Source organism: Dolichospermum sp. FACHB-1250 (assembly GCF_014696335.1).
GTDB lineage: Bacteria > Cyanobacteriota > Cyanobacteriia > Cyanobacteriales > Nostocaceae > Dolichospermum > Dolichospermum planctonicum.
On sequence record NZ_JACJPZ010000026.1, the window covers coordinates 17,632 to 42,518 of the forward strand.

19 protein-coding genes are annotated in these 24,887 nt (G+C 36.9%); 11 read left to right on the top strand and 8 right to left on the bottom strand.

Features of this window, described 5'->3' with window-relative positions:
* Positions 1 to 60: 60 nt before the first annotated feature.
* Both H6F39_RS11130 and H6F39_RS11135 read right to left on the bottom strand, forming a co-directional pair.
* A complete protein-coding gene (locus tag H6F39_RS11130) occupies positions 61 to 1,917 on the bottom strand; it encodes a PP2C family serine/threonine-protein phosphatase (RefSeq protein ID WP_137909267.1) in 1,857 nt (618 codons plus the stop codon).
* Positions 1,918 to 2,130: 213 nt separating this feature from the next.
* Positions 2,131 to 2,487, bottom strand: a complete 357-nt coding sequence (locus tag H6F39_RS11135; protein WP_137909268.1) for an NAD(P)H-quinone oxidoreductase subunit M — start codon at positions 2,485 to 2,487, stop codon at positions 2,131 to 2,133.
* 499 nt (positions 2,488 to 2,986) lie between these two features.
* On the opposite strand from H6F39_RS11135, the gene H6F39_RS11140 reads away from it, so the two are divergent.
* Both H6F39_RS11140 and H6F39_RS11145 read left to right on the top strand, forming a co-directional pair.
* Positions 2,987 to 3,127, top strand: a complete 141-nt coding sequence (locus H6F39_RS11140; RefSeq protein ID WP_162501209.1) for a hypothetical protein — start codon at positions 2,987 to 2,989, stop codon at positions 3,125 to 3,127.
* 132 nt (positions 3,128 to 3,259) lie between these two features.
* Positions 3,260 to 3,544 (top strand): Npun_R1517 family heterocyst differentiation transcriptional regulator, encoded by a 285-nt coding sequence (locus H6F39_RS11145; RefSeq protein WP_028084297.1) that lies wholly within the window; start codon positions 3,260 to 3,262, stop codon positions 3,542 to 3,544.
* A 206-nt stretch (positions 3,545 to 3,750) separates the two neighbouring features.
* Here the strand turns inward: H6F39_RS11145 and H6F39_RS11150 are convergent, their stop codons facing one another.
* Complete coding sequence (locus H6F39_RS11150; protein ID WP_137909269.1) at positions 3,751 to 4,446, bottom strand: response regulator transcription factor; 696 nt, start codon at positions 4,444 to 4,446, stop codon at positions 3,751 to 3,753.
* 137 nt (positions 4,447 to 4,583) lie between these two features.
* On the opposite strand from H6F39_RS11150, the gene trpB reads away from it, so the two are divergent.
* The 9 genes from trpB (at position 4,584) to H6F39_RS11195 (ending at position 16,002) form a co-directional block, all read left to right on the top strand.
* Positions 4,584 to 5,822, top strand: coding sequence for a tryptophan synthase subunit beta (gene trpB / locus H6F39_RS11155; protein ID WP_190372272.1), 1,239 nt, complete (start codon positions 4,584 to 4,586; stop codon positions 5,820 to 5,822).
* 93 nt (positions 5,823 to 5,915) lie between these two features.
* A complete protein-coding gene (locus tag H6F39_RS11160) occupies positions 5,916 to 6,431 on the top strand; it encodes a CAP domain-containing protein (protein WP_190396717.1) in 516 nt (171 codons plus the stop codon).
* A 312-nt stretch (positions 6,432 to 6,743) separates the two neighbouring features.
* Positions 6,744 to 7,307, top strand: a complete 564-nt coding sequence (locus tag H6F39_RS11165) for a CAP domain-containing protein (protein WP_190372270.1) — start codon at positions 6,744 to 6,746, stop codon at positions 7,305 to 7,307.
* 267 nt (positions 7,308 to 7,574) lie between these two features.
* On the top strand, positions 7,575 to 8,204 hold the full coding sequence (locus tag H6F39_RS11170) for a ribonuclease D (RefSeq protein ID WP_137909014.1): 630 nt from the start codon (positions 7,575 to 7,577) through the stop codon (positions 8,202 to 8,204).
* Positions 8,205 to 9,424: 1,220 nt separating this feature from the next.
* The gene (locus tag H6F39_RS11175) at positions 9,425 to 9,736 is read left to right on the top strand and encodes a HetP family heterocyst commitment protein (RefSeq protein WP_137909013.1); all 312 of its coding nucleotides are present in this window, start codon (positions 9,425 to 9,427) and stop codon (positions 9,734 to 9,736) included.
* Between the two features lie 181 nt (positions 9,737 to 9,917).
* A complete protein-coding gene (locus H6F39_RS11180; protein WP_190372269.1) occupies positions 9,918 to 10,184 on the top strand; it encodes a hypothetical protein in 267 nt (88 codons plus the stop codon).
* A gap of 24 nt (positions 10,185 to 10,208) precedes the next feature.
* Positions 10,209 to 13,763, top strand: coding sequence for a pyruvate:ferredoxin (flavodoxin) oxidoreductase (gene nifJ / locus H6F39_RS11185; protein ID WP_190396718.1), 3,555 nt, complete (start codon positions 10,209 to 10,211; stop codon positions 13,761 to 13,763).
* 92 nt (positions 13,764 to 13,855) lie between these two features.
* Positions 13,856 to 14,875 carry a dihydroorotate dehydrogenase-like protein gene (locus H6F39_RS11190; RefSeq protein WP_137909010.1) on the top strand — a complete coding sequence of 340 codons (1,020 nt, stop codon included), beginning with the start codon at positions 13,856 to 13,858 and terminating at the stop codon, positions 14,873 to 14,875.
* A gap of 38 nt (positions 14,876 to 14,913) precedes the next feature.
* Complete coding sequence (locus H6F39_RS11195) at positions 14,914 to 16,002, top strand: ATP-dependent 6-phosphofructokinase (RefSeq protein WP_190372266.1); 1,089 nt, start codon at positions 14,914 to 14,916, stop codon at positions 16,000 to 16,002.
* An 80-nt stretch (positions 16,003 to 16,082) separates the two neighbouring features.
* On the opposite strand, the gene H6F39_RS11200 is transcribed toward H6F39_RS11195, so the two are convergent.
* From H6F39_RS11200 to H6F39_RS11220, 5 genes are all read right to left on the bottom strand, one after another.
* Complete coding sequence (locus H6F39_RS11200; protein WP_028084306.1) at positions 16,083 to 16,289, bottom strand: hypothetical protein; 207 nt, start codon at positions 16,287 to 16,289, stop codon at positions 16,083 to 16,085.
* Positions 16,290 to 16,465: 176 nt separating this feature from the next.
* The gene (locus tag H6F39_RS11205) at positions 16,466 to 19,585 is read right to left on the bottom strand and encodes a PAS domain S-box protein (RefSeq protein ID WP_370539380.1); all 3,120 of its coding nucleotides are present in this window, start codon (positions 19,583 to 19,585) and stop codon (positions 16,466 to 16,468) included.
* A 340-nt stretch (positions 19,586 to 19,925) separates the two neighbouring features.
* A complete protein-coding gene (locus tag H6F39_RS11210) occupies positions 19,926 to 21,434 on the bottom strand; it encodes a pyruvate kinase (RefSeq protein WP_190396719.1) in 1,509 nt (502 codons plus the stop codon).
* Positions 21,435 to 21,528: 94 nt separating this feature from the next.
* The gene (gene ppsA, locus H6F39_RS11215) at positions 21,529 to 23,964 is read right to left on the bottom strand and encodes a phosphoenolpyruvate synthase (protein WP_190396720.1); all 2,436 of its coding nucleotides are present in this window, start codon (positions 23,962 to 23,964) and stop codon (positions 21,529 to 21,531) included.
* Positions 23,965 to 24,251: 287 nt separating this feature from the next.
* The gene (locus H6F39_RS11220) at positions 24,252 to 24,857 is read right to left on the bottom strand and encodes a Uma2 family endonuclease (protein ID WP_190396721.1); all 606 of its coding nucleotides are present in this window, start codon (positions 24,855 to 24,857) and stop codon (positions 24,252 to 24,254) included.
* Between the last annotated feature and the right edge of the window lie 30 nt (positions 24,858 to 24,887).

Here is a 24,887-nt window from a genome sequence, read left to right on the forward strand (position 1 = left end):
CAGCAGGGTCTGAGGGCTGTGATTCTTATCCAACAACCTCTCTAGCTTCTTTGTCGCCCCTCAAGGTGGGGACTGACTAGAAGATGGAGAATGAGAGGGAATTATGTTTCTTGGTGATTGGAGTTGTGTGAGTTTAAACCAGTATCCTAACAAAAAAGCTAATAAAGTTAATCCTAAAATAACAAACAGCTGTAATGGTATTTGGGAAAATTTAACGGTCTTATTTACGGTCTTATTTTCCGTTAACACTCGAGTTTTCTGGTGATCATCCAATGGATCTAATTCTGTGTCAGCTAAAACCTGAGAAATATCTACTGTAATTGTTATATCTGGTTCAGAATATTTCACATCATAATGTACTAAAGCAATGGTGACATTATCATGTCCATTTTTAGTATTGGCAATTTCTATCAGTCGTTGTCCAACATTTTCTATAGTTTTTTTATCGGATAATATAGGTAATATTTCTGATTCCCAAGATTCTTCAACTCGGTCAAAATCACTCAAACCATCGGATGTCAGTAAGAAAACAGCATCTTCATCAATAATAAAGCGTTGTGATGTGGGGTGTAATGAGGTACTTTTACTCATTCCCAAAGCCTGAACTAAGGATCCAGAACCACTGTGTTGCAATGCTTCTCTATAAAGCGAATAGCCCAAACGAACTTCACGGGAAGCGACATCATCATCTAAGGTAACTTGATGACAATTATGACGAGTAATCCAATAGGCACGACTATCACCGACATGAGTAATATACATTTCATAGGCCATAGGTAAAGCCATGACAATGGTTGTTCCCATGCGTTGTCGTCCTTGACGATGTTCGCTATCGTTTTGCTGGCTAATTTTGTCGTTAGCGGTTGCTACTACTTGTTCTAACTTGTACAGTATAAGTGAGGGATTTATTTGATTCTCAGTAACTGAAGTCAGTTCTTTGACTTCTTGCACGATAGTTTCAATTGCTAAATTAGAAGCCACACTACCTCCCTCGTGTCCACCAATACCATCACAGACAATTGCCAGGGCGTTATCCTGGGGCGGTTTAGTGATCAAAGTGTCGCGGGAAGGGTAACAGGCATCTTCATTCCGTGGACGGACTGGACCTGAGTCTGTTTTAGTATAGATTTTAATAGTAGTTGTTTGGAATCTTTCTAATTGCTTCAATCCCTGATCTAAAATTTGAATTAGTTGGCTTGACGAATTAATTTTCCCGTCCATCAGAAGCTGACATAATTCTTGAATAAAAGGAGCAATATTTGGTTTGGCATTTTTGAGCAGTTGTCGCCAAAATTCTCCCAATTGAGATAATGTCGGTGTGTTTTCTCTATCAAAACGCAATTCTAATAAGCGAACTAATACACCTTCGACTCTCAATACATCAGGGTCTAAAAGGGTAGATACTACACCTTGAATGTCCATGGGTTGCCATAAATTTGCTATTTGCCATAGCCAATGAATTTGGCGGATTGATGAGGCTTCCTTCCAGGCATCATCTAAGCTAATGCACAGACTTGTTTTAGTAATACTCGGATCAACTAATAATGGCGGTCTTTCTAATAATAATATTTCTGCTTGGGGCTGCTCATTACCTAAATTGAGGATTCCATAAACTTGGGGTATATGGAGACGATAGGGAATTAGTTTCAGATAAGGTCTAATTTTCTCTAAATCCTCTAATTCAGGAATTTGGGGCAATAACCCAGGTTTGATATCTAAAAGTATGGATTTATTAATGACTAAATAGCGATCAGCTAAGATAGATCCGGGATGGCTTGGGCTGAAATCATCCCCCACAGCCCAGAGGTAACGCTTAGGTAAGGGTGTAGAACACTGCTGGCAAAATTTGTGGGTGAGGGGATTAGCAGATTGACAATATTCATTTGGGCAGCAGAGCGTTACCGCATCATTTTCCATAGTTTTCCCACCGATTCTGCAATTGGCATTTTCTTCAACAGTATTTGGTAGCGGCTTATGATACCGCCCATATTTTTTTAACCCACAGCCTGATCATAACTGCTATTGTGCTGGGAATATGTAGCTATAGCAGAACTAATTTTCAACTTGTCACTAAAGCTTGACATACCTGGCGAATTAGATTCACCAGGGCTAGGTAGATATGTACTAAGTTTATTGATTCTCTACAACTGCAACTTGAGGTAGTCCCATGCTGTAGTTAGTAACGCGACTAGAGAGATTGTAGCTAATTTCGCCTTTTTGGAGGAGCGATCGCAGATAATGCTCTAAGTCTGAACCAATGCGACGTAAGTTATAATCGCTTAGATCCTCGCCACTAGATGCTTCTACCAGTTGATCAAACTGGCGATAAACTTTTTGTAGGGCGTCTTCGTTCCAGTTAAATTCATTGTCTGGATCAACGTCTAGTGTCAAGACTTGATTACTGGGAATCAGTTCATAGGAGTCCATTTCCGCCGCAAAAATGCGAATATGACGGGTTGTGGACTTGAGCAGCATTGGGTTATCCATGAGGGTGTAAGAGTTTGGCTGAATTACACTGCAATTATTGTAACAATAATACAGAAGTTTAGGAGTTGGTGGGGCTGAGAATTTTGGAAATTGATTTTTTCTCTGTATGTGATTGTTCACAAAACATTTTTTGATATTTTTGCTGATTCTGCTTTTTTATGATGTATATGTACTTGTATTATAGTGACTTTACCAAACTTTTTACCCCATGGGGTAGCTTTTCCTATAATTATAAATTGCATTGATCAAAGGAGCATCTTGATGACAATTATTTAAGTATGACAACGTAGCAAAAATAAAAATAATAATATTTCTTGACGTTTTGAACAAGTTGATGTAAAAAACTTTAACAAGGACTAATTAGTTTTTTACGAAAACTTTATGGTATGGCAGAGCAAAAACTGAATAATAGTTCATGGCTTGCATGAGCCATAACTGATAAAGAAACATCAGAAAACAGTAGGATATAGCTAAAAAAATACAGGGGGAGTAAAATAGAGTGTCAATTTGGCGTTGGAGAATTGACGTAGAAAAGCATAAAAATATGGCTATGCCACCCAAGCTATCAAAATCTCAAACTTCGCGCCTTTGTGTCTTGACGCAAAACATAGTTTATGCTGCTATGATGCAAAGCCGCTAGTTTTATGGATGAGGAAAAATTCTTATCTTCAAAAACTTTGGATTCACAAAAGTATAGGGAAAGTATAAGTAATTTTTCTGGAGATCTAGTCCATCACCCGTATGACCACTAAGTAGAGGAATCTTCAAAACTATGAACTCCAAAGCATTACCGCGCCAAATAAATAATCTCGAGGTCGGTGTTTATGAGTGTGAAATCCACCTCAAATTCCGCCTGATTGAAGAAAAAAGTCTGTTAAGCGATCGGGAGCAACTGTTACAAGTATTACTAGAGGCTTTAACGGAAGGGTCTGATGAATTTTTAGAAACCTTACAAGCATCTGTAAAAGCTCAGGAAATATCGGAGTTTAAAGCCTCCCCACAAATGCGTCGCCAACTCATGCGCTTACGCAATTTCTCCGATACTATCCCACAATAGTAATCGCTGTAATTTTGCATAATCACAAGCCTGATTTAGAGCTTTGGAGATTAACTTTTTCAGAGGTCTCCACCTGTTTTTCCTAATCATGAGTTGGCTGGGAAACGTGAAATTAGGTCTACATATCACTAGAAAAAATTATCCAGGTGCATTTACCATTTATTTACCAATTAACTGCCATAACTGCCATCATCGGTGCCGGAGGTTTACTTAGCTAGACCATGTTCTAGAGCAAAACGAACCAACTCTGTGCGGCTATTAGTACCAGTCTTACTAAATAAACGACTGACATATTTTTCCACATTGCGGACACTTGTTTCCAAGCGACGGGCAATTTCTTTGTTCATCAATCCTTCAGCTACTAGGTTTAAAACACTTTGCTCTCTAGGAGTCAAATCTATCTTAAAAGGGGCTGGGGATTGGGATATGGCACTTCTATGAGTTAATAGTATTCTAATTTGAGCGATTTGATTAGCCAATTCGGCAAGATTTGGAGTTTCGCCCTCCTCGCCAGCAGCGGAGGTTTGAGCGCTGCGACGAGCCAATAAATTTTCGACTATGGCCACTAATTCATCGGGATCGAAGGGTTTGGGTAAATAAGCGTCAACACTCGCTTTGTAGCCTTGAATGCGATCGCCTGTCATGCCTTTGGCGGTTAAAAACACCACAGGCAATGCTTGAAAACGGGGATCATCGCGCAGTTGTTTGAGGAACTGATAGCCATCCACCTGGGGCATCATAATATCAGAAATCACTAAATCAGCGGTGTTCTCTTGCATCCAGTCCCAACCTTCACGGGCATTACTGGCAGTTTGAACCCTAAAACCACTTTCTTGCAAGTATTCTTTCACGGCTTCCCGCAATCCCGGTTCGTCATCTACCAGTAACAGTTGTGCTGACATTGAAAATTCCTATAAGTGTACATTCTCCTAATGTAGCGAAATTTGGTAAAGATTGACTACTAGACAACCAGAGCATTCTCAACAAGTCTAGAATTAAAATTAACTTTGTTCTCTAAATTTTAGATTTTACCTAATCTGTGACTACTACACCCCTCTCTCTGAATTTCTCACAAACTGCTTTAGTTCCCGATACTTTAGGACGTTTTGGCCGCTTTGGTGGTAAATATGTTCCTGAAACCCTCATGCCAGCTTTAGCTGAATTAGAAACAGCATATCAGCAATATCGCCATGAACCTGGTTTTCAAGCTGAATTACAAGGTTTATTACGTGATTATGTCGGACGTGCCACACCTTTGTATTTTGCCGAACGCCTTACCGCTAATTATGCCCGTCCTGATGGTACAGGAGCGCAAATCTATTTAAAGCGTGAAGACTTGAATCATACTGGCGCACATAAAATTAACAATGCCCTTGGTCAAGTATTATTGGCAAAGCGTATGGGCAAAAAGCGCATTATTGCAGAAACCGGGGCGGGACAACATGGCGTAGCGACGGCTACAGTTTGCGCTCGGTTTGGTTTAGAATGTATTATTTACATGGGTGTTCATGATATGGAACGCCAATCTTTAAATGTGTTCAGAATGCGGTTGATGGGGGCAGAAGTTCGTCCAGTGTCTGCAGGTACGGGAACTCTCAAAGATGCCACTTCTGAAGCCATTAGGGACTGGGTAACGAACGTAGAAACTACCCATTACATCCTCGGTTCTGTGGCAGGTCCCCATCCTTACCCCATGATGGTGCGGGATTTTCATGCTGTAATTGGTGAAGAAACCCGCGCTCAAGCTATGGAAAAATGGGGCGGTTTACCTGATATTCTCTTGGCTTGTGTGGGTGGTGGTTCTAACGCTATGGGACTATTTCACGAGTTTGTTCCAGAACCGTCGGTACGTTTAATTGGCATAGAAGCCGCTGGAGAAGGTGTAAATACTGATAAACACGCTGCTACCCTCACGAAAGGAACAGTGGGTGTATTACATGGTTCCATGAGTTATCTTTTGCAAGATGAGGACGGTCAAGTGATTGAACCGCATTCCATTAGTGCTGGTTTAGACTATCCCGGTGTAGGTCCAGAACACAGTTATATGAAGGATATTGGTCGCGCTGAATATTATAGTGTTACCGATGCTGAAGCTTTGGACGCATTTCAGAGACTGTCTAAATTAGAGGGTATTATACCAGCATTAGAAACTTCTCATGCGATCGCCTATTTAGAAATTCTTTGTCCACAACTTGCTGGTAGTCCCAAAATAATCATCAACTGTTCTGGAAGGGGTGACAAGGATGTACAAACTGCTGCTAAGTTCTTAATTCATTAAGTACAGTTGGGGAGAATTACTCACAAGTTCTTTTGAGCTTGTGAGTAATTTCATCTACCTCCCCAAAGAATTAATTTTCAAAGGTGATCAATCATGCTGAAAAGCTTTATTTTCGCTGCTAGTGCGGGTTTTTTGGTTTTAGTTAGTGGGACAATGGCTAGTTCAGAACCTAATTTCTCGACCAGATTAACTTCTAATGACCAAATTGCACAAGGTAATGTGAATACTGCTACGCTAAAAGCAGCGGTTTTCCAAAAAATCAACCAGTACCGGGCTTCGCAAAATTTACCCGCTCTTACCCGTAATTCTACTATTGACAATCAAGCGAGAATTCACAGTCAAAATATGGCTAGTGGTAAAGTCGCTTTTGGACATGATGGATTTTCAGGACGAGTAGCAGCAACAGGTATTGCTTACAGTCGAGTCGCCGAAAATGTCGCTTATAACCAGGGACATCAAGATCCCGCGGCTCAAGCCGTTCAAGGCTGGCTGAATAGTTCAGGACATTTAGCCAATATTAAAGGGAATTATAACCAAACGGGGATTGGTGTAGCCAGTAATAATCAGGGAAAAATTTATTTTACACAAATTTTCTTGCGGTCAAGATAAGTCTTTGTAAATTATAAGATTTTAGTATCCATGACATCTATCATTGGATACTATTTTTTATTAATTATTTTAATTTTAATTAGTAATGTAGTGTAAATAGCATTGACAAAACCTATTCTCTGTTAAGACTAAATATGGCTGCTCTAGGTGATGACAATAAACAAAAGTATTATCCAAATAACTGATTTAAATTGTGAAAATTTGATAATTCTTGAGTTTATATTTGGCAAATAGTATCCTGGTAAGTATTCTGATCATCAGAAGATAGGGTATATATCCAATAAATCCATACATTAGTTAATTTAAACCTCTATGTTACGACAAACTGCTTTTGGCATCGCTTTAAGTACGCTTGTCCTTGCTAGTGGCTATATGACTGCTGCGAACCCAGATAATAGTTTTGCTAAACAAACTGGCCGATATCAGCGTTCATCACTTGTGACAAGTCAAGCCAAAATATCTAATCTTAGTTTTCAAACCAATAGTTTAGAGAAATCAGTTTTTACTCAAATTAATCAATATCGAGCAAAACGGGGACTAGGACAGTTAAATTTAAGTGAAAAGATCAGTCAGCAAGCGAGAATTCACAGTCAAAATATGGCTACTGGTAAAGTTCCTTTTAGTCATCAAGGATTTGAACGGCGCGTTATGGCTATTCCTCTTAAATACAGCAGTGCAGCCGAAAATGTCGCTTACAATACGGGATATAGCAATCCTGCAAATGAGGCGGTTTCTGGCTGGTTAAAAAGTCCTGGACATCTCAAAAATCTTCAGGGTAAATATAATCTAACTGGGGTTGGTGTGGCTACCAATGAGCAAGGACAAGTCTATCTAACACAAATATTTTTAAACGCTAGAGTTCCAGGGCGCAATTAAGAATTAGTCTTGGCATAATGGCGGTATGAATTATGTTTCGCGCCCAGGTAAAAAAGAGCAAAGGCGCGAAGGAAAAGAGATTTTTAATTTTCCTTTTTTCTACTTCAATTCAACAACACTAATAATTAAAAAATTTTACAATCTTAAAAGATGCCTCTTGTTCGATAAGGGGTATAAATGAGCTTGTGAATTTTGCTTTTTTAACTGGAGTGTGAGAAATAGTATTATGATCTGGCACAATAAAGATAATTTATATTTGATAACTTCATGATATTGCAGGATTTTCAAGTTGGTGACGGCGATTTAAGTGATGCTGCCCTTTCTGAGTATTTAAAAGCTTCAGCGATCGCTGTTGATACAGAAACAATGGGACTTTTGCCACAACGAGACCGTTTGTGTCTGGTTCAACTTTGTAACCCAGAAGGCCAAGTCACCGCTATTCGCGTATCTAAAGGACAAACAGCCGCACCTAATTTAAAAACACTTATGGAAGCAACCCATATCGTCAAAGTTTTTCACTTTGCTAGGTTTGATATGGCTACTTTAAGGCACAATTTAAACATTTTTGTTCAGCCCGTCTTTTGTACTAAAATTGCTAGTAAGTTAGCACGTACTTATACAAATCGTCACGGGCTAAAAGACGTAGTATTAGAAATAGAAAAAGTAGAATTAGATAAAAGCGCCCAAAGTTCTGATTGGGGTAATGCTAGTAATTTATCCCAAGTACAATTAAGTTATGCTGCTAATGACGTTCGTTACCTACTGAGTATACAGCAAAAACTTACAGTTATGTTAAAACGGGAAGAACGTTGGCAACTGGCCCAAGAATGTTTTCAAACTTTATCCACAATTGTCACCTTAGATTTATTACAATTCAAAGACTTATTTGAACATTAGACATCTTAGGGACTTACGCAAAGTAGGGCTAATTTATGAAGTTCCCCTGAATAAGATAGAACTTACCCATACCCACGAGTCACGGAATAGCGTTCGCGTAGCGTGTCCATAGCTTGCGTAGCGACGCAGGAGCTATACACCACTCCAGGTACAGAGGTCACGGAGAAATGGGGGTTTAGGGAGAGATATTTTGCGTAAGTCTTGTAAGAATAGGCTTTCAATAATCCAAAAACTTGATAATCATCTTCTCAGTCGCTTTAATAAGTTGGGTATTTCGTGATCAGGTGTAACTAATTTAGCTAGAGAATTAAAAATAACCAATAACCAAAAAAATTTCCACTACTACAGGGGCTATTTAAGATTTTGTAAATACTGCTTATGACACTATTTAAACAGTCATACAATATTGAATTACCTCTGATCTACATTTTTGTAAATACTCCTTATGACACTATTTAAACAGTCATTTGATACGCAATTGAAGCCTGACATTTTCTCTACTATTTAGAGGCACAAAGTGCCAATTTGGCTGACTAGTTACTGAAAACATAGTATTCTATATGTAATAGTGTCACAATGGGTATTTACAAAACTGTAGATAGCAAATGTCAGGAAATATTTCAATATTGTATGACTATTTAAATAGTGTCATAATTAGAGTAGCTGTATTTCCTATTCGTTATCAAACAATCAAATTAAGTATAAAATCTGGGAATTTACCTATATTTTTTACTAATAGAAGGGTAGTGAGTTTAGTAATTTACCAATTTATACACTCAAACAATTCAGAATCTAATCTATTTAGATAAAAAATTGCCCATGATATAACAAAGATTACAAAACTAATAATTACTTGACAGATATAGGGTTACTTGAATGTCAACCACTTCTGAACAAAGCTCACAAAAACTTAATAAAGTTCTCTGATAACCACAAATAATATTGATATTTAATCGAAAAGTTATCGCTATACTCGAATTTAGATATCAAAGTTACTTACCAAGAGAATTGAATCCTTTGCATATTACGTGCATATAACGCTGTGAGATCAGATATCCCATGAATTTCTCCATGTAAGTTGGGATTTAGAGATCAAATCAGGATAAAAATTCCCAAATTTGACCATAAAAGTCTTATTAATTTGGACTAGAAAGATTCTCTATTCTCAGTTATTACGACTTATTAACTTTCAGTCCTACAAGATTAAATCAGGGTTAGTTATGAACTATCAAGCTTCTTATTCTCAGAAAGATTTTCATAGTGTTATCACTCCTGAACAATTCAATCATATCATCGAAGCTATTGCTGATGGTCGGTATTCTTGGGCTTGTGTGCTGATTTTACGTTATATTGGTTATAATCCAATCCATTATATTCCTCAACGTACTTACAGCCGATTAATTAAAGAAAACCGTCAAATTTCTGCACTGGTAACAGCTAGTAAACAAAAAACGAAAGCTGATATTCAAGCTTCTGTCAATAGTCCTAATTACAGAGATTTATCTCAACTTATAACCGCAGGAGAAAGGTAGACTCAACTGTAAATGATTTCGGATACCTGTTGTTATATATCCCATGCTAAAGTTAGTATGGGGTATTTTATAGTATGGCAGGGAATTAGTTTGAATATTAGCCAATAGATAGATGAAAATTATGATAATTTTTGCCAGTCTAGAAGACAGAGTAATCTTTAATTCATGAAGATATAAGACAATGGCTAAAATATTACAGTCCAATACCGATATTTATCAAATTGATGTCAAGTTGCTTCTGGAAGATATTACTCCAGAGGAAACAGAGGTTTTTTTAGGGGGTTATTGCGATATTGATTTATTCAAAAATAAGTTAAAAAAACAAAATATCAGTGGAGATGATAAATACAGTAAGCAGAAAATTAACAGTATAGATAATTCCAAAAAAACCTACTTTAATGGGGTATCTATACCCAGGAAAGGAAACACTGTAATTATATACGAATAATATAAAGATATAAATAATATAAATATGAAAAATAAAATTTTTGCCACTATAGACGGTAATGAAGCTGTTGCTCAGGTTGTTTATCAATTAAACGAGGTAATTGCTATTTACCCTATTACACCATCTTCACCTATGGCTGAATGGTCTGATACTTGGATGAATGAGGGAAAACCGAACATTTGGGGAACTGTTCCCTCAGTGGTGCAGTTACAGAGTGAAGGGGGGGTTGCTGGTGCTGTACACGGTGCTTTACAGACGGGTTCACTGACAACCACATTTACAGCTTCCCAGGGATTGATGTTAATGCTCCCAAATATGTATAAAATTGCGGGAGAGCTTACACCTACAGTATTTCATATTGCGGCGCGATCGCTGGCAGTGCAAGCGCTCTCAATTTTTGGAGATCATAGTGATGTCATGGCCGCAAGAAGTACCGGTTTTGCTATGTTGTGCGCTGCTTCTGTGCAAGAAGCCCATGATTTTGCCCTTATTTCTACACGCGCAAGTTTAGAATCACGGATACCTTATTTACATTTTTTTGATGGTTTTCGCACTTCTCACGAAGTAGATAAAATAGAAATATTAACAACTCAAGACTTAGAGAAATTCATTCCCATAGAGTTAGTAATTGCCCATCGTTTACGAGCTTTAACACCTGATAACCCGGTATTACGAGGAACGGCACAAAACCCTGATGTTTATTTTCAAAGCAGGGAAACGGTAAATTCTTTTTATTTAGCTTGTTCAGATATAACTCAAAGGGTCATGGATGAGTTTTTAGAAATGACGGGAAGAGAATATAAAATATTTGATTATTATGGACATCCAGCAGCAGAAAAAATCATTATTCTCATGGGTTCTGGTTGTGAAACTGTCCAGGAAACTGTAGATCATCTCAACCAACACGGGGAAAAAGTTGGAGTCATCAAGGTGAGATTATATCGTCCTTTTGATGTGCAAAAATTTATTGATTCTCTGCCCAAAACTACCCGCAGTATTGCAGTTTTGGATAGAACAAAAGAACCGGGTGCTATTGGTGAACCTTTATATTTAGATGTGGTGACAGCGTTAGCAGAAAACCAAATTAATCAAATTAAAGTTGTTGGTGGTAGATATGGTTTATCATCTAAAGAATTTACACCGACAATGGTAAAATCAGTATTTGATAATTTAGATATTGAAATACCAAAAAATCATTTTACGATTGGAATTAATGATGATATTACACATACTAGTTTAGGATATAATCCAGAATTTAATATTGAACCGGATAATATAGTCAGGGCAATTTTCTACGGTTTGGGTGCAGATGGTACAGTGAGTGCAAATAAAAATTCAATTAAAATTATTGGAGAAGAAACTGATAATTATAGCCAAGGTTATTTTGTTTATGATTCTAAAAAATCTGGTTCTGTAACGGTTTCTCATTTGCGCTTTGGCTCTGAGAAAATTCGCTCTCATTATTTAATTACGAAAGCCAATTTTATCGCTTGTCATCAATGGGACTTTTTAGAAAAATTCCCGATCTTAAAAGAGATAATTCCTGGTGGTACTTTTTTATTAAATGCACCTGATCATCAAGATGAAATTTGGGATAAATTACCAGCTTCCATACAGCAGGAGATAATTAATAAAAATCTCAACTTTTATGTGATTAATGCCTATAAAGTCGCCCGTGAAGCGGGAATAGGTGGACATATTAACATAGTTATGCAGGTTTGTTTCTTTGCTATTTCCGGTATTTTACCAAGGGCAGAAGCTATTGCTAAAATTAAGGAATCTATCCATAAAACCTACGGTAAAAAAGGTGAAGAAATTGTCGAATTGAATATTAAAGCAGTTGATAAAACTCTGGAAAATCTTCATCAGATTATAGCCAAAGCAGCAAAAACAGAACTATCATCTATTCCCGAACCTACAGCAGATTTTGTTCATAATGTATTAGGTAAAATCATAGCCCGTCAAGGAGATGATTTACCCGTGAGTGCATTACCAATAGATGGTACATATCCCACGGGAACATCTAAATGGGAAAAACGCAATATTGCGGCAGAAATTCCTGTTTGGGATAGTGACGTTTGTATTCAATGTGGTAAATGTGTAATGGTGTGTCCTCATAGTGTAATTCGTGCTAAAGTATATGCAGCAGAAGTATTAGAAAATGCACCAAAAACTTTTAAAAGTGCCAATGCGAAAGAACATGATTGGCATAATTTAAAATTTACCATTCAAGTAGCAGCGGAAGATTGTACAGGTTGCGGTATTTGTGTTGATATTTGTCCTGCAAAAAATAAGGCCGAACCTCGCAGAAAAGCCATTAATATGGAACCACAAAGACCATTGCGAGAACAAGAGCGAGAAAACTGGGATTTCTTCTTAAATATTCCTGACCCAGATAGAAAAAATTTGCAGTTGCATCATATTAATCAACAACAAATGCAAGAACCTTTATTTGAGTTTTCTGGTGCTTGTGCAGGATGTGGAGAAACACCCTATATTAAATTAGTAACACAATTATTTGGCGATCGCATGATCGTCGCTAATGCCACCGGTTGTTCATCTATCTATGGGGGTAATTTACCCACCACTCCTTGGACAAAAAACGCCGCAGGTAGGGGTCCTGCATGGTCTAATAGTTTATTTGAAGATAATGCCGAATTTGGGTTAGGTTTCCGCATTTCTATAGATAAACAAGGGGAATTTGCAGCCTATTTACTTCAACAATTTGCACCAGAAATAGGTGAAACTTTAGTAACAGATATCCTCAATGCTGAACAAAAAGATGAAGCAGATATTTATGAACAACGAGAACGAATTTCTCTTCTCAAACAAAAATTAGATCAACTTCTCGAATCTATAACCAAAAGCAATCTCAAATCCCAAATCCAAAATTTAAAATCCTTAGCTGATTATTTAGTTAAAAAAAGTGTTTGGATCATTGGTGGTGACGGTTGGGCTTATGATATTGGTTATGGTGGTTTAGATCATGTAATTGCTAGTGGCCGCAACGTTAATATTTTGGTATTAGACACAGAAGTTTATTCTAATACCGGAGGTCAAATGTCTAAATCTACTCCTAAAGGTGCAGTTACAAAATTTGCAGCAGGTGGTAAAAGAACAACTAAGAAAGACTTGGGTTTAATGGCTATGACCTATGGTAATGTTTATGTTGCTAGTGTAGCAATGGGTGCAAAAGATGAACAAACTTTAAAAACTTTTTTAGAAGCTGAAGCTTATAATGGTCCATCCTTAATTATTGCCTATAGTCATTGTATTGCTCACGGAATTAATATGAGTACAGCAATGCAAAATCAAAAAGCCGCTGTGGACTCTGGACGCTGGTTATTATATCGTTATCACCCCGACCGCATTAAACAGGGGAAAAACCCTCTACAACTCGATTCCCGCACTCCTAAGATACCAATAGAAAATTCCATGTATATGGAAAATCGTTTTCAAATGTTGACGAAAATTAATCCAGAAACAGCAAAACAACTTTTAAAAGAAGCACAAGTTGATGTTAACAATCGGTGGCAAATGTATCAATATTTAGCCGCAGGAAAATTGCAAGAAACCTAAATCAGAACTCAGGAAAAGGAAGAAAATCATTAAATTACCAAATTATTAACCCAAATTATTAACCCAAATTATTAACCCAAATTATTAAAATTATGAATTTAACTACCACATATTTAGGCTTAGAATTAAAATCACCTTTAGTTCCTTCCGCTTCTCCACTTTCACGGGAAATTGATAATATTAAAAGTATGGAAGATGCGGGTGCGGGTGCTGTGGTTATGCACTCGTTATTTGAAGAACAATTAACTTTAGAAAAATCCCAACTTCATCATCATCTCAGTTATGGTACAGAAAGTTTTCCCGAAGCTTTAACCTATTTCCCCGATATAACTAATTTTCGGGTAGGACCTGAAGAATATTTAGATCATATTCAGAAAGCTAAGGAAACAGTGGATATTCCCATTATTGGCAGTCTTAATGGTTGTTCTGTTGGTGGTTGGACTAAATATGGTAAACTCATGGAAGAAGCGGGGGTATCAGCACTAGAATTAAATATTTATGATGTTCCTACAGACCCAGATTTAATAAGTGCAGAAATTGAACAGAATTATATTGATATTCTCACATCGGTGAAAGCCGCAGTTACCATTCCTGTAGCTGTTAAACTCAGTCCCTATTTCACTAATATGGCAAATATGGCCAAACGTTTAGATCTTGCCGGTGCTGATGGTTTAGTATTATTTAATCGCTTTTATCAACCAGATATTAATTTAGAAATTCTAGAGGTTGAACCTAATGTATTATTAAGTACCCCCCAAGCCATGCGTTTACCTCTGCGCTGGATAGCCATTCTCTATGGACATATTCACGGTAGTCTTGCTGCAACTAGTGGTATTCATAATGCTCAGGATGTAATTAAAATGCTGATGGTAGGCGCAAATATTACTATGCTTTGCTCTGTATTATTGCGGAGAAAAATTACTTATATACAGTGTTTAGAAAAAGACCTGCGTGAATGGATGGAAATACACGAATATGAATCTGTACAACAAATGCAAGGTAGTATGAGCCAGTTAAATTGTCCTCATCCTAGTGCTTTTGAACGCGCTCAATATATGAAGGCTTTACAAACTTATAATCCAGATTCGGGTAGAGTTTATACAAAAAGTTAGGTAATAGGTAATAGGTAATAGGTAATAGCTAATAAATAATGAAAAAACGTATTGGTATTCTTACTAGTGGTGGTGACTGTCCAGGGTTAAATTGTGTGATTCGCGCCGTTGTCAGTCACGCAATACAGACTTATGATTGGGAAGTGGTGGGTATTCCCTACGCGACTCAAGGACTGCTAGAGCGGAAAACTGTCCCTTTAAGTATCCACAGTTGGAATTTGCACGGTATTGACCCGCTGCTCAACATGGGGGGAACAATTTTAGGTACTATTAATCAAGGAGATACCTTAGCCCATGCTGATGAAATATTATCAGGTTATGAAGCGATCGCTTTAGATGCTTTAATTGCTATTGGTGGAGATGGTAGTTTAAATATTATTCACCAATTAGCAGTTTTAGGTAATTGGCATTTAGTCGCTATTCCTAAAACTATTGACAATGATGTCGCTTTTACAGAACGTTCCATTGGCTTTGATACCGCAGTTAATACCATTGTTGATGCTATTAATCGGCTTACATTCACTGCCGCTAGTCATGACCGAGTCATGATTATCGAAGTTATGGGACGGACAGCGGGACATTTAGCATTATACTCAGGAATTGCTGGCGGTGCTGATGTGATTTTAATTCCCGAAGTTCCCTATAGTATTCAGGGTATATGCAATCATTTAGGGGAATTACGCCATGGCCGTGACGGCCAAAGCGATGGCTGGTACAGGAAATTTGCTATTATTGTCGTATCTGAGGGTGTATCTGTTTCTGCGGAAGATACAGATGGTGCTGCTAGTTGTATGATTGATAAATGTGGTAAAGGTCAATACATTGCCGAAAAAATCGCTAATGGTAGTAATTATTTAATTGATACTAGGGTTTCTGTGTTAGGACATATTCAGCGCGGTGGTATTCCCTCAGCTTTAGACAGACTCACAGCTACTATGTTTGGTAAAGTTGCGGTTGATTTAATTGCTCAAGAACAGTACGACAGAATGTTAGCTTGGCAAAATGGAAAAGTTGTAACTTTCCCCATTGAAGATGTTATCAATCATAATCCCTCCCTTGTTGATCCTCACGGTGATTTAATCCGAACCGCTCAATGTTTAGGGATTTATATTGGTGAAGAAGTCTAAGTAGTTTAATTTAATCTCTCAATAACACAATCAACTTGAGCGGGCAAGATGCCCACACTACAAGATTTTTATTGAAAATGCTATTTTCCTGCTTCCGCAAGTGCTTCTAAATGAAAAGCCACATTTTTAAGTGCCATTTGAATTTCGTTACTGTAACCAATACTTCTCCACCTTGGGGTTGTGGCATTGTCTAGCGCGGTTGTATCAAGGTATTGTGCAAAAACTATCAGTTTTTCGGTGTCTGTTGCTGCTGTTGCCAAATTTTCTAAAAATTCTTGAGGTGTCATAGATTTGCCAGAAAAGGGTAAAAGTCTCAGAAATCAGTCAATTGTATGAGCATAAGTTGTGTAATCTCAAAAATCTGTCCAAAATATCCAAATATTCATTCAAATATTCATTCAATCACGACTTTACTCCTGTGTTCAAGACAGCATAGTAACACTCACCAAAGCTTTAGCCCTGACTACAAACAGAGGACAAGATTTAATTTTTCCAGTAATTCTTGATTGCTATAGGGTTTTAATAAAATCGCGGCAACTTGAGCTTCATTATCTGGTTCTATATTGCGTCCACTACAAGCAATTATTTGCACTTGGGGATTAATTTCTTTTAATTTGCAAATGGCGGCATTTCCATCCATTTCTGGCATCATTATATCCATTAATACTAGTTTGATTTTGTCCTGATTTTGGGTATATATATCAATAGCTTCTTTGCCATTTCTAGCAGTGATAATTTGATAATTGTAGTTCTCTAAAATGGTTTTTGTAACTTCAATAATTTGGGCTTCATCATCTACCAATAAAATCAACTCTCCCCGTCCTTGATACATTTTATGATCATCGGATTTTAAAAGTGAAATTTCCTGGTTTATTGATGGTAAAAATACCTGAAATTTGCTACCTTTTCCAACTTTACTATCAACATTAATAAACCCCTTGTGGCTTTTAATAATTCCTTGCACTGTTGATAGTCCTAATCCTGTTCCTTTACCAAAGTCTTTAGTAGTAAAAAATGGCTCAAATATTCTTTCTAATATTTCCGGTGACATTCCTATACCCGTATCCGTAACAGTAATAACAATATAATTCCCACCTTTAGCATGACAATTGATTTGCTGGATCTCCTCATCAATATATAAATTTTGCGCAGAAATAGAGAGATGTCCACCATTGGGCATAGCATCAGCAGCATTAACTACTAAGTTCATTACTACTTGATGCAGTTGGGTTTTATCCCCATAAACTGGATATAGTTTGGGAGAAAGATAGGTAGAGAATTTGATAGATTTGGAAACTGTTTGTTTGGCAAACTGTATAGTATCATTAATCAAATCATTAACTTGTAAAATCGTATATTTACCTTCAAATCCTCTAGCAAAGGATAACAGTTGTTTGACTAAAGCCGCTCCTTGTTTAGCATTATTTTCAATGATTGTCAGCATTTGTAAAACACGATTATTGTCTTGATAAAATCTAGCTTTAAGTAATTGAGCAGATCCTAAAATCGGAGTTAAGATATTATTGATATCGTGAGCAATACCACCAGCTAAAATACCTATACTTTCCAATCTCTGAGCGCGGAAATACTGCTGTTGTAGTCGTTTCTTTTCTGTAATATCAGTATCTACTGTCAGAATAGATTTGGGTTGTCCATCAGTATCTAACATTAATGTCCAGCGACTTTGAACAATAATTTCCTCCCCTGATTTTGTTTTTTTGTATAATTCACCCTCCCAGCTTCCAGATTTAAATACAGTTTTCAGGGCTGCTATTTCTTGTTCATTATCATTGGATTTATAGAAAATATCCTGGGTATTTCTCACTAAAACTTCCTGACTTTGCCAACCATACATCCTTTCTGCTCCCTGATTCCAAAAGATGATTTGAGATTTTAAGTCTCGCACTAAAATTCCATCAGTAGCGATATCTAAAAGGGCAGCTTGTTCAGATATTTTCCGTTCTGTTTCCTTGCGGTCGGTAATGTCTCTAGTTGTGCCAATCATTCGTAGCGGCTGACCATTTTCATCATAGTGGAGTTTAGCCCTAGTACCCAACCACCTGAGACTACTATCACTAGATATCACCCGATATTCACAGGACAAATCAACTCTTTTCTCAAAAGTCTTATGCACACAATGACGAAAATGCTCACGATCTTCACTGTATATTAAATTGAGAAATTCTGCGTCTATAGGAGACAAGGCATGACCAGATAGACCACACATTAAACCCATATTTGGAGACCAAAAAACCTCATTCTTTTGGATATGCCAATCCCATATCGCTGTATTCCCCGCTGCCATTGCTAAACTAAGTCGTTCTTCACTTTCTTTTAATGACTGTTGAATATTTTCCCGTTCAATAATTTCCTGTTGTAACCGCTCATTAGCAATTATTAACTCTGCCGTGCGTTCCGCTACTTTGATTTCTAAAAGGTCACTATTTTGACGTAGTGCAGCTTCTAATTTTTCCCGTTCATGAAGTGCAGCGTGCTGTTCACTAACATCAGATATTGACCAGAGAAAACGAATGCTTTTATTTAGATGATCATACAAAGGATTAACTCTGACTTTGCTAGGAAAAGGTGAACCTTCACGAGGACATAAATACATTTCCCATTCCTGTAAATTCTGCAATTTCCCTAACCTGGATACAAAATCAAAAGGGCATTTGTCAGCAATATACACCACTAATGGCTTACCAATAAGTGCCTTTTGAGGGACAGATAATAAGAATGATGCAGCTTGATTAGCTTCTTGAATCACACCTAAACTATCAGTTACAAAATAACCATTGGGTGCAAATTCAAATAAATTTTGATAACGCAGTCTTTCTGCTTCGGTAATTTCCCGAGCCAGGATTAGTTGTTCATTTTGTTGACGCAGTTCCTCTTCCGCAATTTGCAATTCTTCTAAGGTTTCTTGAAGTTCTTCATTAACTTTTGGATGATCAGCAATTTGTTTTTCTGCCCATGCTTGCAAAGCATTAGAAAGTTCCCCACGGATTACTTCTATTTGTTGATTAACTGGGTTGTGTTCTGTCGTTGATTCTGCAAAATTTTCACGCAATGCTTGCATTCTACCAACTATTTTTTCTATATTTAAGGCTTGTAATAAGTTCTTCTCTGTGATGATACCTATTAATTTCCCTGCATTATCTACTATTGGTAAATGCTGAATACAATACTGCTCTAAAAGGGTGAATGCTGTTAAAATCTGCTCAGATGCTGATGCTTTTAAAGTAATTAGTGGCTGAGTCATCACTTCAGCTATTTTTACCCCTAATAAGTTGATATTTAAGGCAATTACTCTCAATACATCTTTAATGGTAAATATTCCTTGCAACTCGTTTTGATTTACTACTAAAACATAGTCGTTTGCTGTTTTAAGTGGGTTATTAACTTGATAATTTGGTGATTGATTTATTAAGTTAATCGCATCCATAACACAACTATCGGAACTAATAGTTAAAGGAGAATAATCAATGATTTGACCTAAACTAGGTAAGTTAATAAATTGCTGGTGAAAACCGTTATTTAATGAATCCATTGGTTTGATATCATGGGTAGATGGTGTGGTCACTAGTTTAATACCGATAAAACTCTAATAAAACTCTAATAAAACTCTAATAATTAGTAGCTAATCAATTTGATAGGAATAAACCCAATACTTTGGTTTTGGAGAATTAGAGGATTTACTTCTATCAAAATAGAACGTCAAATCTGGCACGAGTTGGTACTAGAGATATTATGGAGATATAATTCGATTATAAACTTCCTCCTTAGATTGTAACCTGAAAACTTGATATATAAAGTTTTAATTTTATAAATATTTCCAATTGTGAGTATTCACAATTACTATATATAGTTTTGTGAAGACATCGGCAGAAAGGAAGATTTATGTTGAATTTTTTTCATACCAATTACCAAGAATGTAAAGCTCTTAACTGGGGTGTTTTCTTAACTTGGTGGGCTTGCATTCTGGTGAGGACATCATCTAAAATACCCACAGCTTCAACAATATAAGCACCTTTGTTCAGCATAACACATTCTGCTCGTTCTGACATGGCCGCATCGGTAATTTCTGCCCGTGAAGGCATTCCATGTTTGACGAGATTTTCTAATACTTGGGTTGCCCAAATTACGGGTATATGGGCAGCTTCGCATAACCATAATATTTCCTCTTGAATTTCCGCTAGACGTTGATAACCAATCTCAATAGCTAAATCTCCCCTAGCAATCATAATTCCAAAGGGTTGTTTACCTGCGGCTTGAATAATTAATTCTGGAAGATTGCTAACAGCTAGGGGTGTTTCTATTTTAGCAACTATGGCAGGTATGGGAGAATTTTCTGGTAATCTTGCTGTTAATTCCTGTTGTAAAAGCTGAATATCTTCAGCAGTTTGTACATAGGAATAGCCGATAATATCAACTTGAGCCGCATGACTAGCAATAAAGTCTAAATCCTGCTTATCTTTTGCCGTCAGGGAACTCAAATGCAAATCAGTCTCAGGAAAATTGATGCCTTTTTCTGGTAATATCTTTTCACCTTTAAGCCGCGCATGGGTGATTTTTAACCATACACCCTGGGGTGTAATTGACTCTACATAAGCCCCAATACGTCCATCATCAATCCAAACTATTGTGCCAACTTTGAGTTCTTTTAATACCTCTGGCATTGTACAACTAACTTGAAAATATTGAGAATTAATTGCAGTTGGTAAATCCTGGACCAAGAGGAGAGATTCACCTTTAAATATCCGCTGTTTGGGGCTGGGGGTAAGAGCAGATTTAATTCGGGCTTTGGGACCACTCAAGTCCATGAGAATTTTACAGACAGATCCTAATTCTAATTCTGCTTGTTTGACATGATTAATCATTGCTAACCATTCAACAGATGTATCATGAGCGCAATTTATTCTAACACAGTTTGTGCCTTGACGAATTATATTTTCTATAAATTCATAATTAGTCGCGGCTTCATTTGGTAACGTCACCATAATTCGGACGCGACGCTTATCGAGAGTGTTACCAAATAAATCTTCAGTATTTTGTTGCAGCAAGCGATCGCCTTCAAAAAATAATTCCAAAGGAGGATGTATAATTGTTGAGTCTTGTTCTGGGCGACAAACTGCCTGTAAGGTGGCAATGACAGCATCTAAAGTCGGTAAAACCTTAGCTTCTATCCTCCCTAAAGAGGATAAACCCCAAGGCATTAAGGCCGCTTGTAGTTCTCTTAAATCGTGTCTTCTCAGTGCTAGATAATAGGCCAAATTGAGACTACTATTAATGAAAGATTGACGGTGAATTTGCTTTTTCCATTGTTGAAATATTTCTGTTCCTTCTTCACTAATAGATTGACGAAGTTCCTGTAATGTGGTAAGCAAAATACAGGGATTAGATAAGTCTAAATCTAGATTTGTTGTTTGCATATTGGTTAGTTGTCAGTGGTAAGTTGTTAGTTGTCAAACTATTACCTATTACCTATTACCCATTACCCATTACCCATTACCCATTACCCATTACCTATTCCCCTTTTTCTGCTTTGGCAATTTCTAACATTGTTTTGATCACAGAATCAGGATTTAGACTAATAGAATCTATACCTTGTGCAACGAGGAAACGAGCAAATTCTGGATAATCACTGGGCGCTTGTCCACAAATACCGATTTTGCGGCCATTTTGTTTAACTGTAGTTATGGCTTTAGCAATTATTCGTTTTACAGCTTCATTGCGTTCATCAAATAAATGTGCAACTAATTCAGAATCTCGATCTAATCCTAATGTTAATTGGGTTAAGTCATTAGAACCAATGGAGAAACCATCAAATACTTGGCTAAATTCATCAGCTAATAAAACGTTACTGGGTAATTCGCACATGACGTAAACTTCTAAGGCATTTTCACCTTTAACTAAGCCATTTTTTGCCATTTCTGCTAATACCTGTTTTCCTTCTTCGGGAGTACGACAAAAGGGAACCATCAAAATCATATTGGTTAAACCCATTTCATTTCTTACCCGTTTCATGGCTTGACATTCTAAAGCAAAACCTTCACGATAACGAGGATCATAATAACGAGAAGCACCACGCCAACCAATCATGGGATTTTCTTCTTTGGGTTCAAATTGTCTACCTCCTAAAAGATTAGCATATTCATTACTTTTGAAATCAGACAATCTCACAATTACAGGTTTAGGATAAAATGCTGCTGCAATTGTACCGATACCTTGGGCTAATTTAGTAATAAAAAATTCGGCTTTGTTTTCATATTGTGCCGTTAATTCGCTAATTTTATATTTGGCAAGTTCGTCTTCTAATTTGTCAAAATGTAATAATGCTAAAGGGTGGGCTTTAATATGGTTAGCAATAATAAATTCCATTCTCGCTAAACCAACACCATCATTAGGAATTGCTGTCAAACCCAAAGCCTCCTCTGGATTACCTACATTCATCATAATTTTAGTGCGGGTACGGGGCAAGTTATCTAAAGTTAATTCTTGGATGTCAAACTTTAATAAACCCGCATAAACTTGACCTGTTTCCCCTTCGGCACAACTAACAGTAATCTCTTGTCCAGTTTCTAAAATTGTAGTTCCATTTCCGCAACCAACGATAGCAGGAATGCCCATTTCTCTAGCAATAATTGCTGCATGACAGGTTCTACCTCCAGAGTTAGTGACAATAGCACTGGCTTTTTTCATGATTGGTTCCCAGTCCGGGTCTGTGCGATTGGTAACTAGCACTTCTCCGGCTTGGAAAAGGTTAATTTGATGGACATCAAGTATGATTCTAGCTTTACCTTGACCGATCATTTCGCCCACGCTACGACCTGTTAATAAAACTTGACTTTTTTCCTTGAGTTGATAAGTTCTGAGAACGGTTTTTGATTTTTGAGATTGAACTGTTTCTGGTCTAGCTTGGACGATAAATAATTCACCAGTTACCCCATCTTTTGCCCATTCAATATCCATTGGTGTGGTTATTCCCCGAATTTGGGAATAATGATCTTCAATGATACAAGCCCAGTCAGCTAATTGTAATATTTCTTGATCATTGAGGGCAAATTGATGCCGTTCAATTTCAGGAACACGAACATTTTTAGTTAATTTTGATCCACCTAGATCATAAATCATTTTAATTTCTTTTGTTCCCAAACGCTTTTGGAGAATGGGCTTATATCCTTGTTTTAAAGTGGGTTTAAATACTAAGTATTCATCGGGATTAACAGCACCTTGAACAATAGTTTCACCCAAGCCATAAGCAGCAGTAATTAAAGCTGCATCTTTAAAACCTGTTTCCGTATCAATAGAGAACATCACTCCAGAAGATGCTAAATCAGAACGTACCATTTTTTGGACACCGACAGATAAAGCTACTTCAAAATGATCAAAACCTTTAATTTGTCGGTAGGAAATTGCCCTATCTGTAAAAATAGAAGCAAAACATTTATGACAAGATTCTAATACTCCTTGCAGTCCATGAACATTCAGGTAAGTTTCTTGTTGTCCCGCAAAACTCGCATCTGGTAAGTCTTCGGCTGTGGCACTAGAACGCACAGCTACATCAGTATTAATACCATATTCTGCACATAAACTTTGATAGGAATTAGCGATCGCTTCTTGTAATTCTAGCGGAAATGGAGTTTCTAACATCAATGATCTGGCTTTTTTTCCACATTCCCGCAGATTATCCATATCTTCGACATCTAAATGTGCAAAAATCTTCCTTAATTTTACCTCTAAACCAGCCCCAGTTATAAAATATCTATAAGCACCAGCAGTAGTCGCAAAACCATTGGGAACTTTCACCCCTTTGGAATTTAATTGTTGAATCATTTCCCCCAAAGAGGCGTTTTTACCACCTACCAAGGGAATATCTGCAATTCCCACGGAATTAAAGGGTAATACTAAAGCTTCTGGGATAGTTTGGCTATTTTCTTGATTGCGTTTAATTTCCAGCATCTTCTGAAATTCCTTAAATAGCTAATATTATTTAATTCAGAACCGAATTTAAATGTATATCTTTGAGAATGTTGCTGATATATTTGTATTCTAGACTATAATTCGACTTGAGAATAATATGGCGAAATAATACGTAATATATAGGGTTTGCTGAATAAAATTTATTTTTACAAAGTTTTATTTTTACAAAGTGACATAAGTATAAATTCATCCTACTCTGTGATCTCTGCGGCTCTGGGTGAGACAAATTCATACTTTTATTTAATTTATTTAATTTAATTTATTTATCACCAAATCTCACTTAAATCTAACACAAATCCCGGCAAAATATCCTCACCCGTTAATGTTTGCGGATTATCTAATTCTGCAACTCCACAATTAGGACGATAAATAAATACTTTACGTTGTTTTCTATCAATTAACCAAGCTAATTGTGTGCCATTGTCTATATATTCTTGCATCTTTTCTTTTAATGTAGATAAACTATCATTTTCTGAACGCAATTCTACTACAAATTCGGGACAAATAAGCGCGAATTTCTTTCTTTTGTCTGCGGGTATTATTTCCCATTTTGTCCGTTTTATCCATGCTGCGTCGGGAGAACGGACTGCACCATTAGGTAGGGTAAAACCACCACTAGAACCAAATCCTACTCCTGTACCATCTTGTTTTGTCCAAATACCTAATTCACCAATTAAATTAAAATTGCGTTGACCTGTTTCTGAATCTGTAGGAGACATAATGAATAAATCTCCAATTTGATTACGTTCGATTCTAAAATGACGATTTAACTGACAGAAATCAAAAAACTGATCATCTGTCATGATCATATTTGGTAGCATTTGTAATACCATTGGTAATATTTCTAAATCTACAGATAATTGTGTGTTCATGATCATTAAAAATGGTAAGATGATTCAGAT

What these genes read in the sequence shown, in the direction of transcription:
- H6F39_RS11160 (WP_190396717.1), top strand. Translation starts at nt 5,916, where the DNA reads ATGCTGAAAAGCTTTATTTTCGCTGCTAGTGCGGGTTTTTTGGTTTTA.
- H6F39_RS11195 (WP_190372266.1), top strand. Translation starts at nt 14,914, where the DNA reads ATGAAAAAACGTATTGGTATTCTTACTAGTGGTGGTGACTGTCCAGGG.
- H6F39_RS11130 (WP_137909267.1), bottom strand. Translation starts at nt 1,917, where the DNA reads ATGGAAAATGATGCGGTAACGCTCTGCTGCCCAAATGAATATTGTCAA.
- nifJ (WP_190396718.1), top strand. Translation starts at nt 10,209, where the DNA reads ATGAAAAATAAAATTTTTGCCACTATAGACGGTAATGAAGCTGTTGCT.
- H6F39_RS11165 (WP_190372270.1), top strand. Translation starts at nt 6,744, where the DNA reads ATGTTACGACAAACTGCTTTTGGCATCGCTTTAAGTACGCTTGTCCTT.
- H6F39_RS11135 (WP_137909268.1), bottom strand. Translation starts at nt 2,487, where the DNA reads ATGGATAACCCAATGCTGCTCAAGTCCACAACCCGTCATATTCGCATT.
- H6F39_RS11180 (WP_190372269.1), top strand. Translation starts at nt 9,918, where the DNA reads ATGGCTAAAATATTACAGTCCAATACCGATATTTATCAAATTGATGTC.
- H6F39_RS11220 (WP_190396721.1), bottom strand. Translation starts at nt 24,857, where the DNA reads ATGAACACACAATTATCTGTAGATTTAGAAATATTACCAATGGTATTA.
- H6F39_RS11210 (WP_190396719.1), bottom strand. Translation starts at nt 21,434, where the DNA reads ATGCAAACAACAAATCTAGATTTAGACTTATCTAATCCCTGTATTTTG.
- H6F39_RS11200 (WP_028084306.1), bottom strand. Translation starts at nt 16,289, where the DNA reads ATGACACCTCAAGAATTTTTAGAAAATTTGGCAACAGCAGCAACAGAC.
- H6F39_RS11150 (WP_137909269.1), bottom strand. Translation starts at nt 4,446, where the DNA reads ATGTCAGCACAACTGTTACTGGTAGATGACGAACCGGGATTGCGGGAA.
- H6F39_RS11190 (WP_137909010.1), top strand. Translation starts at nt 13,856, where the DNA reads ATGAATTTAACTACCACATATTTAGGCTTAGAATTAAAATCACCTTTA.
- H6F39_RS11145 (WP_028084297.1), top strand. Translation starts at nt 3,260, where the DNA reads ATGAACTCCAAAGCATTACCGCGCCAAATAAATAATCTCGAGGTCGGT.
- H6F39_RS11170 (WP_137909014.1), top strand. Translation starts at nt 7,575, where the DNA reads ATGATATTGCAGGATTTTCAAGTTGGTGACGGCGATTTAAGTGATGCT.
- ppsA (WP_190396720.1), bottom strand. Translation starts at nt 23,964, where the DNA reads ATGCTGGAAATTAAACGCAATCAAGAAAATAGCCAAACTATCCCAGAA.
- H6F39_RS11175 (WP_137909013.1), top strand. Translation starts at nt 9,425, where the DNA reads ATGAACTATCAAGCTTCTTATTCTCAGAAAGATTTTCATAGTGTTATC.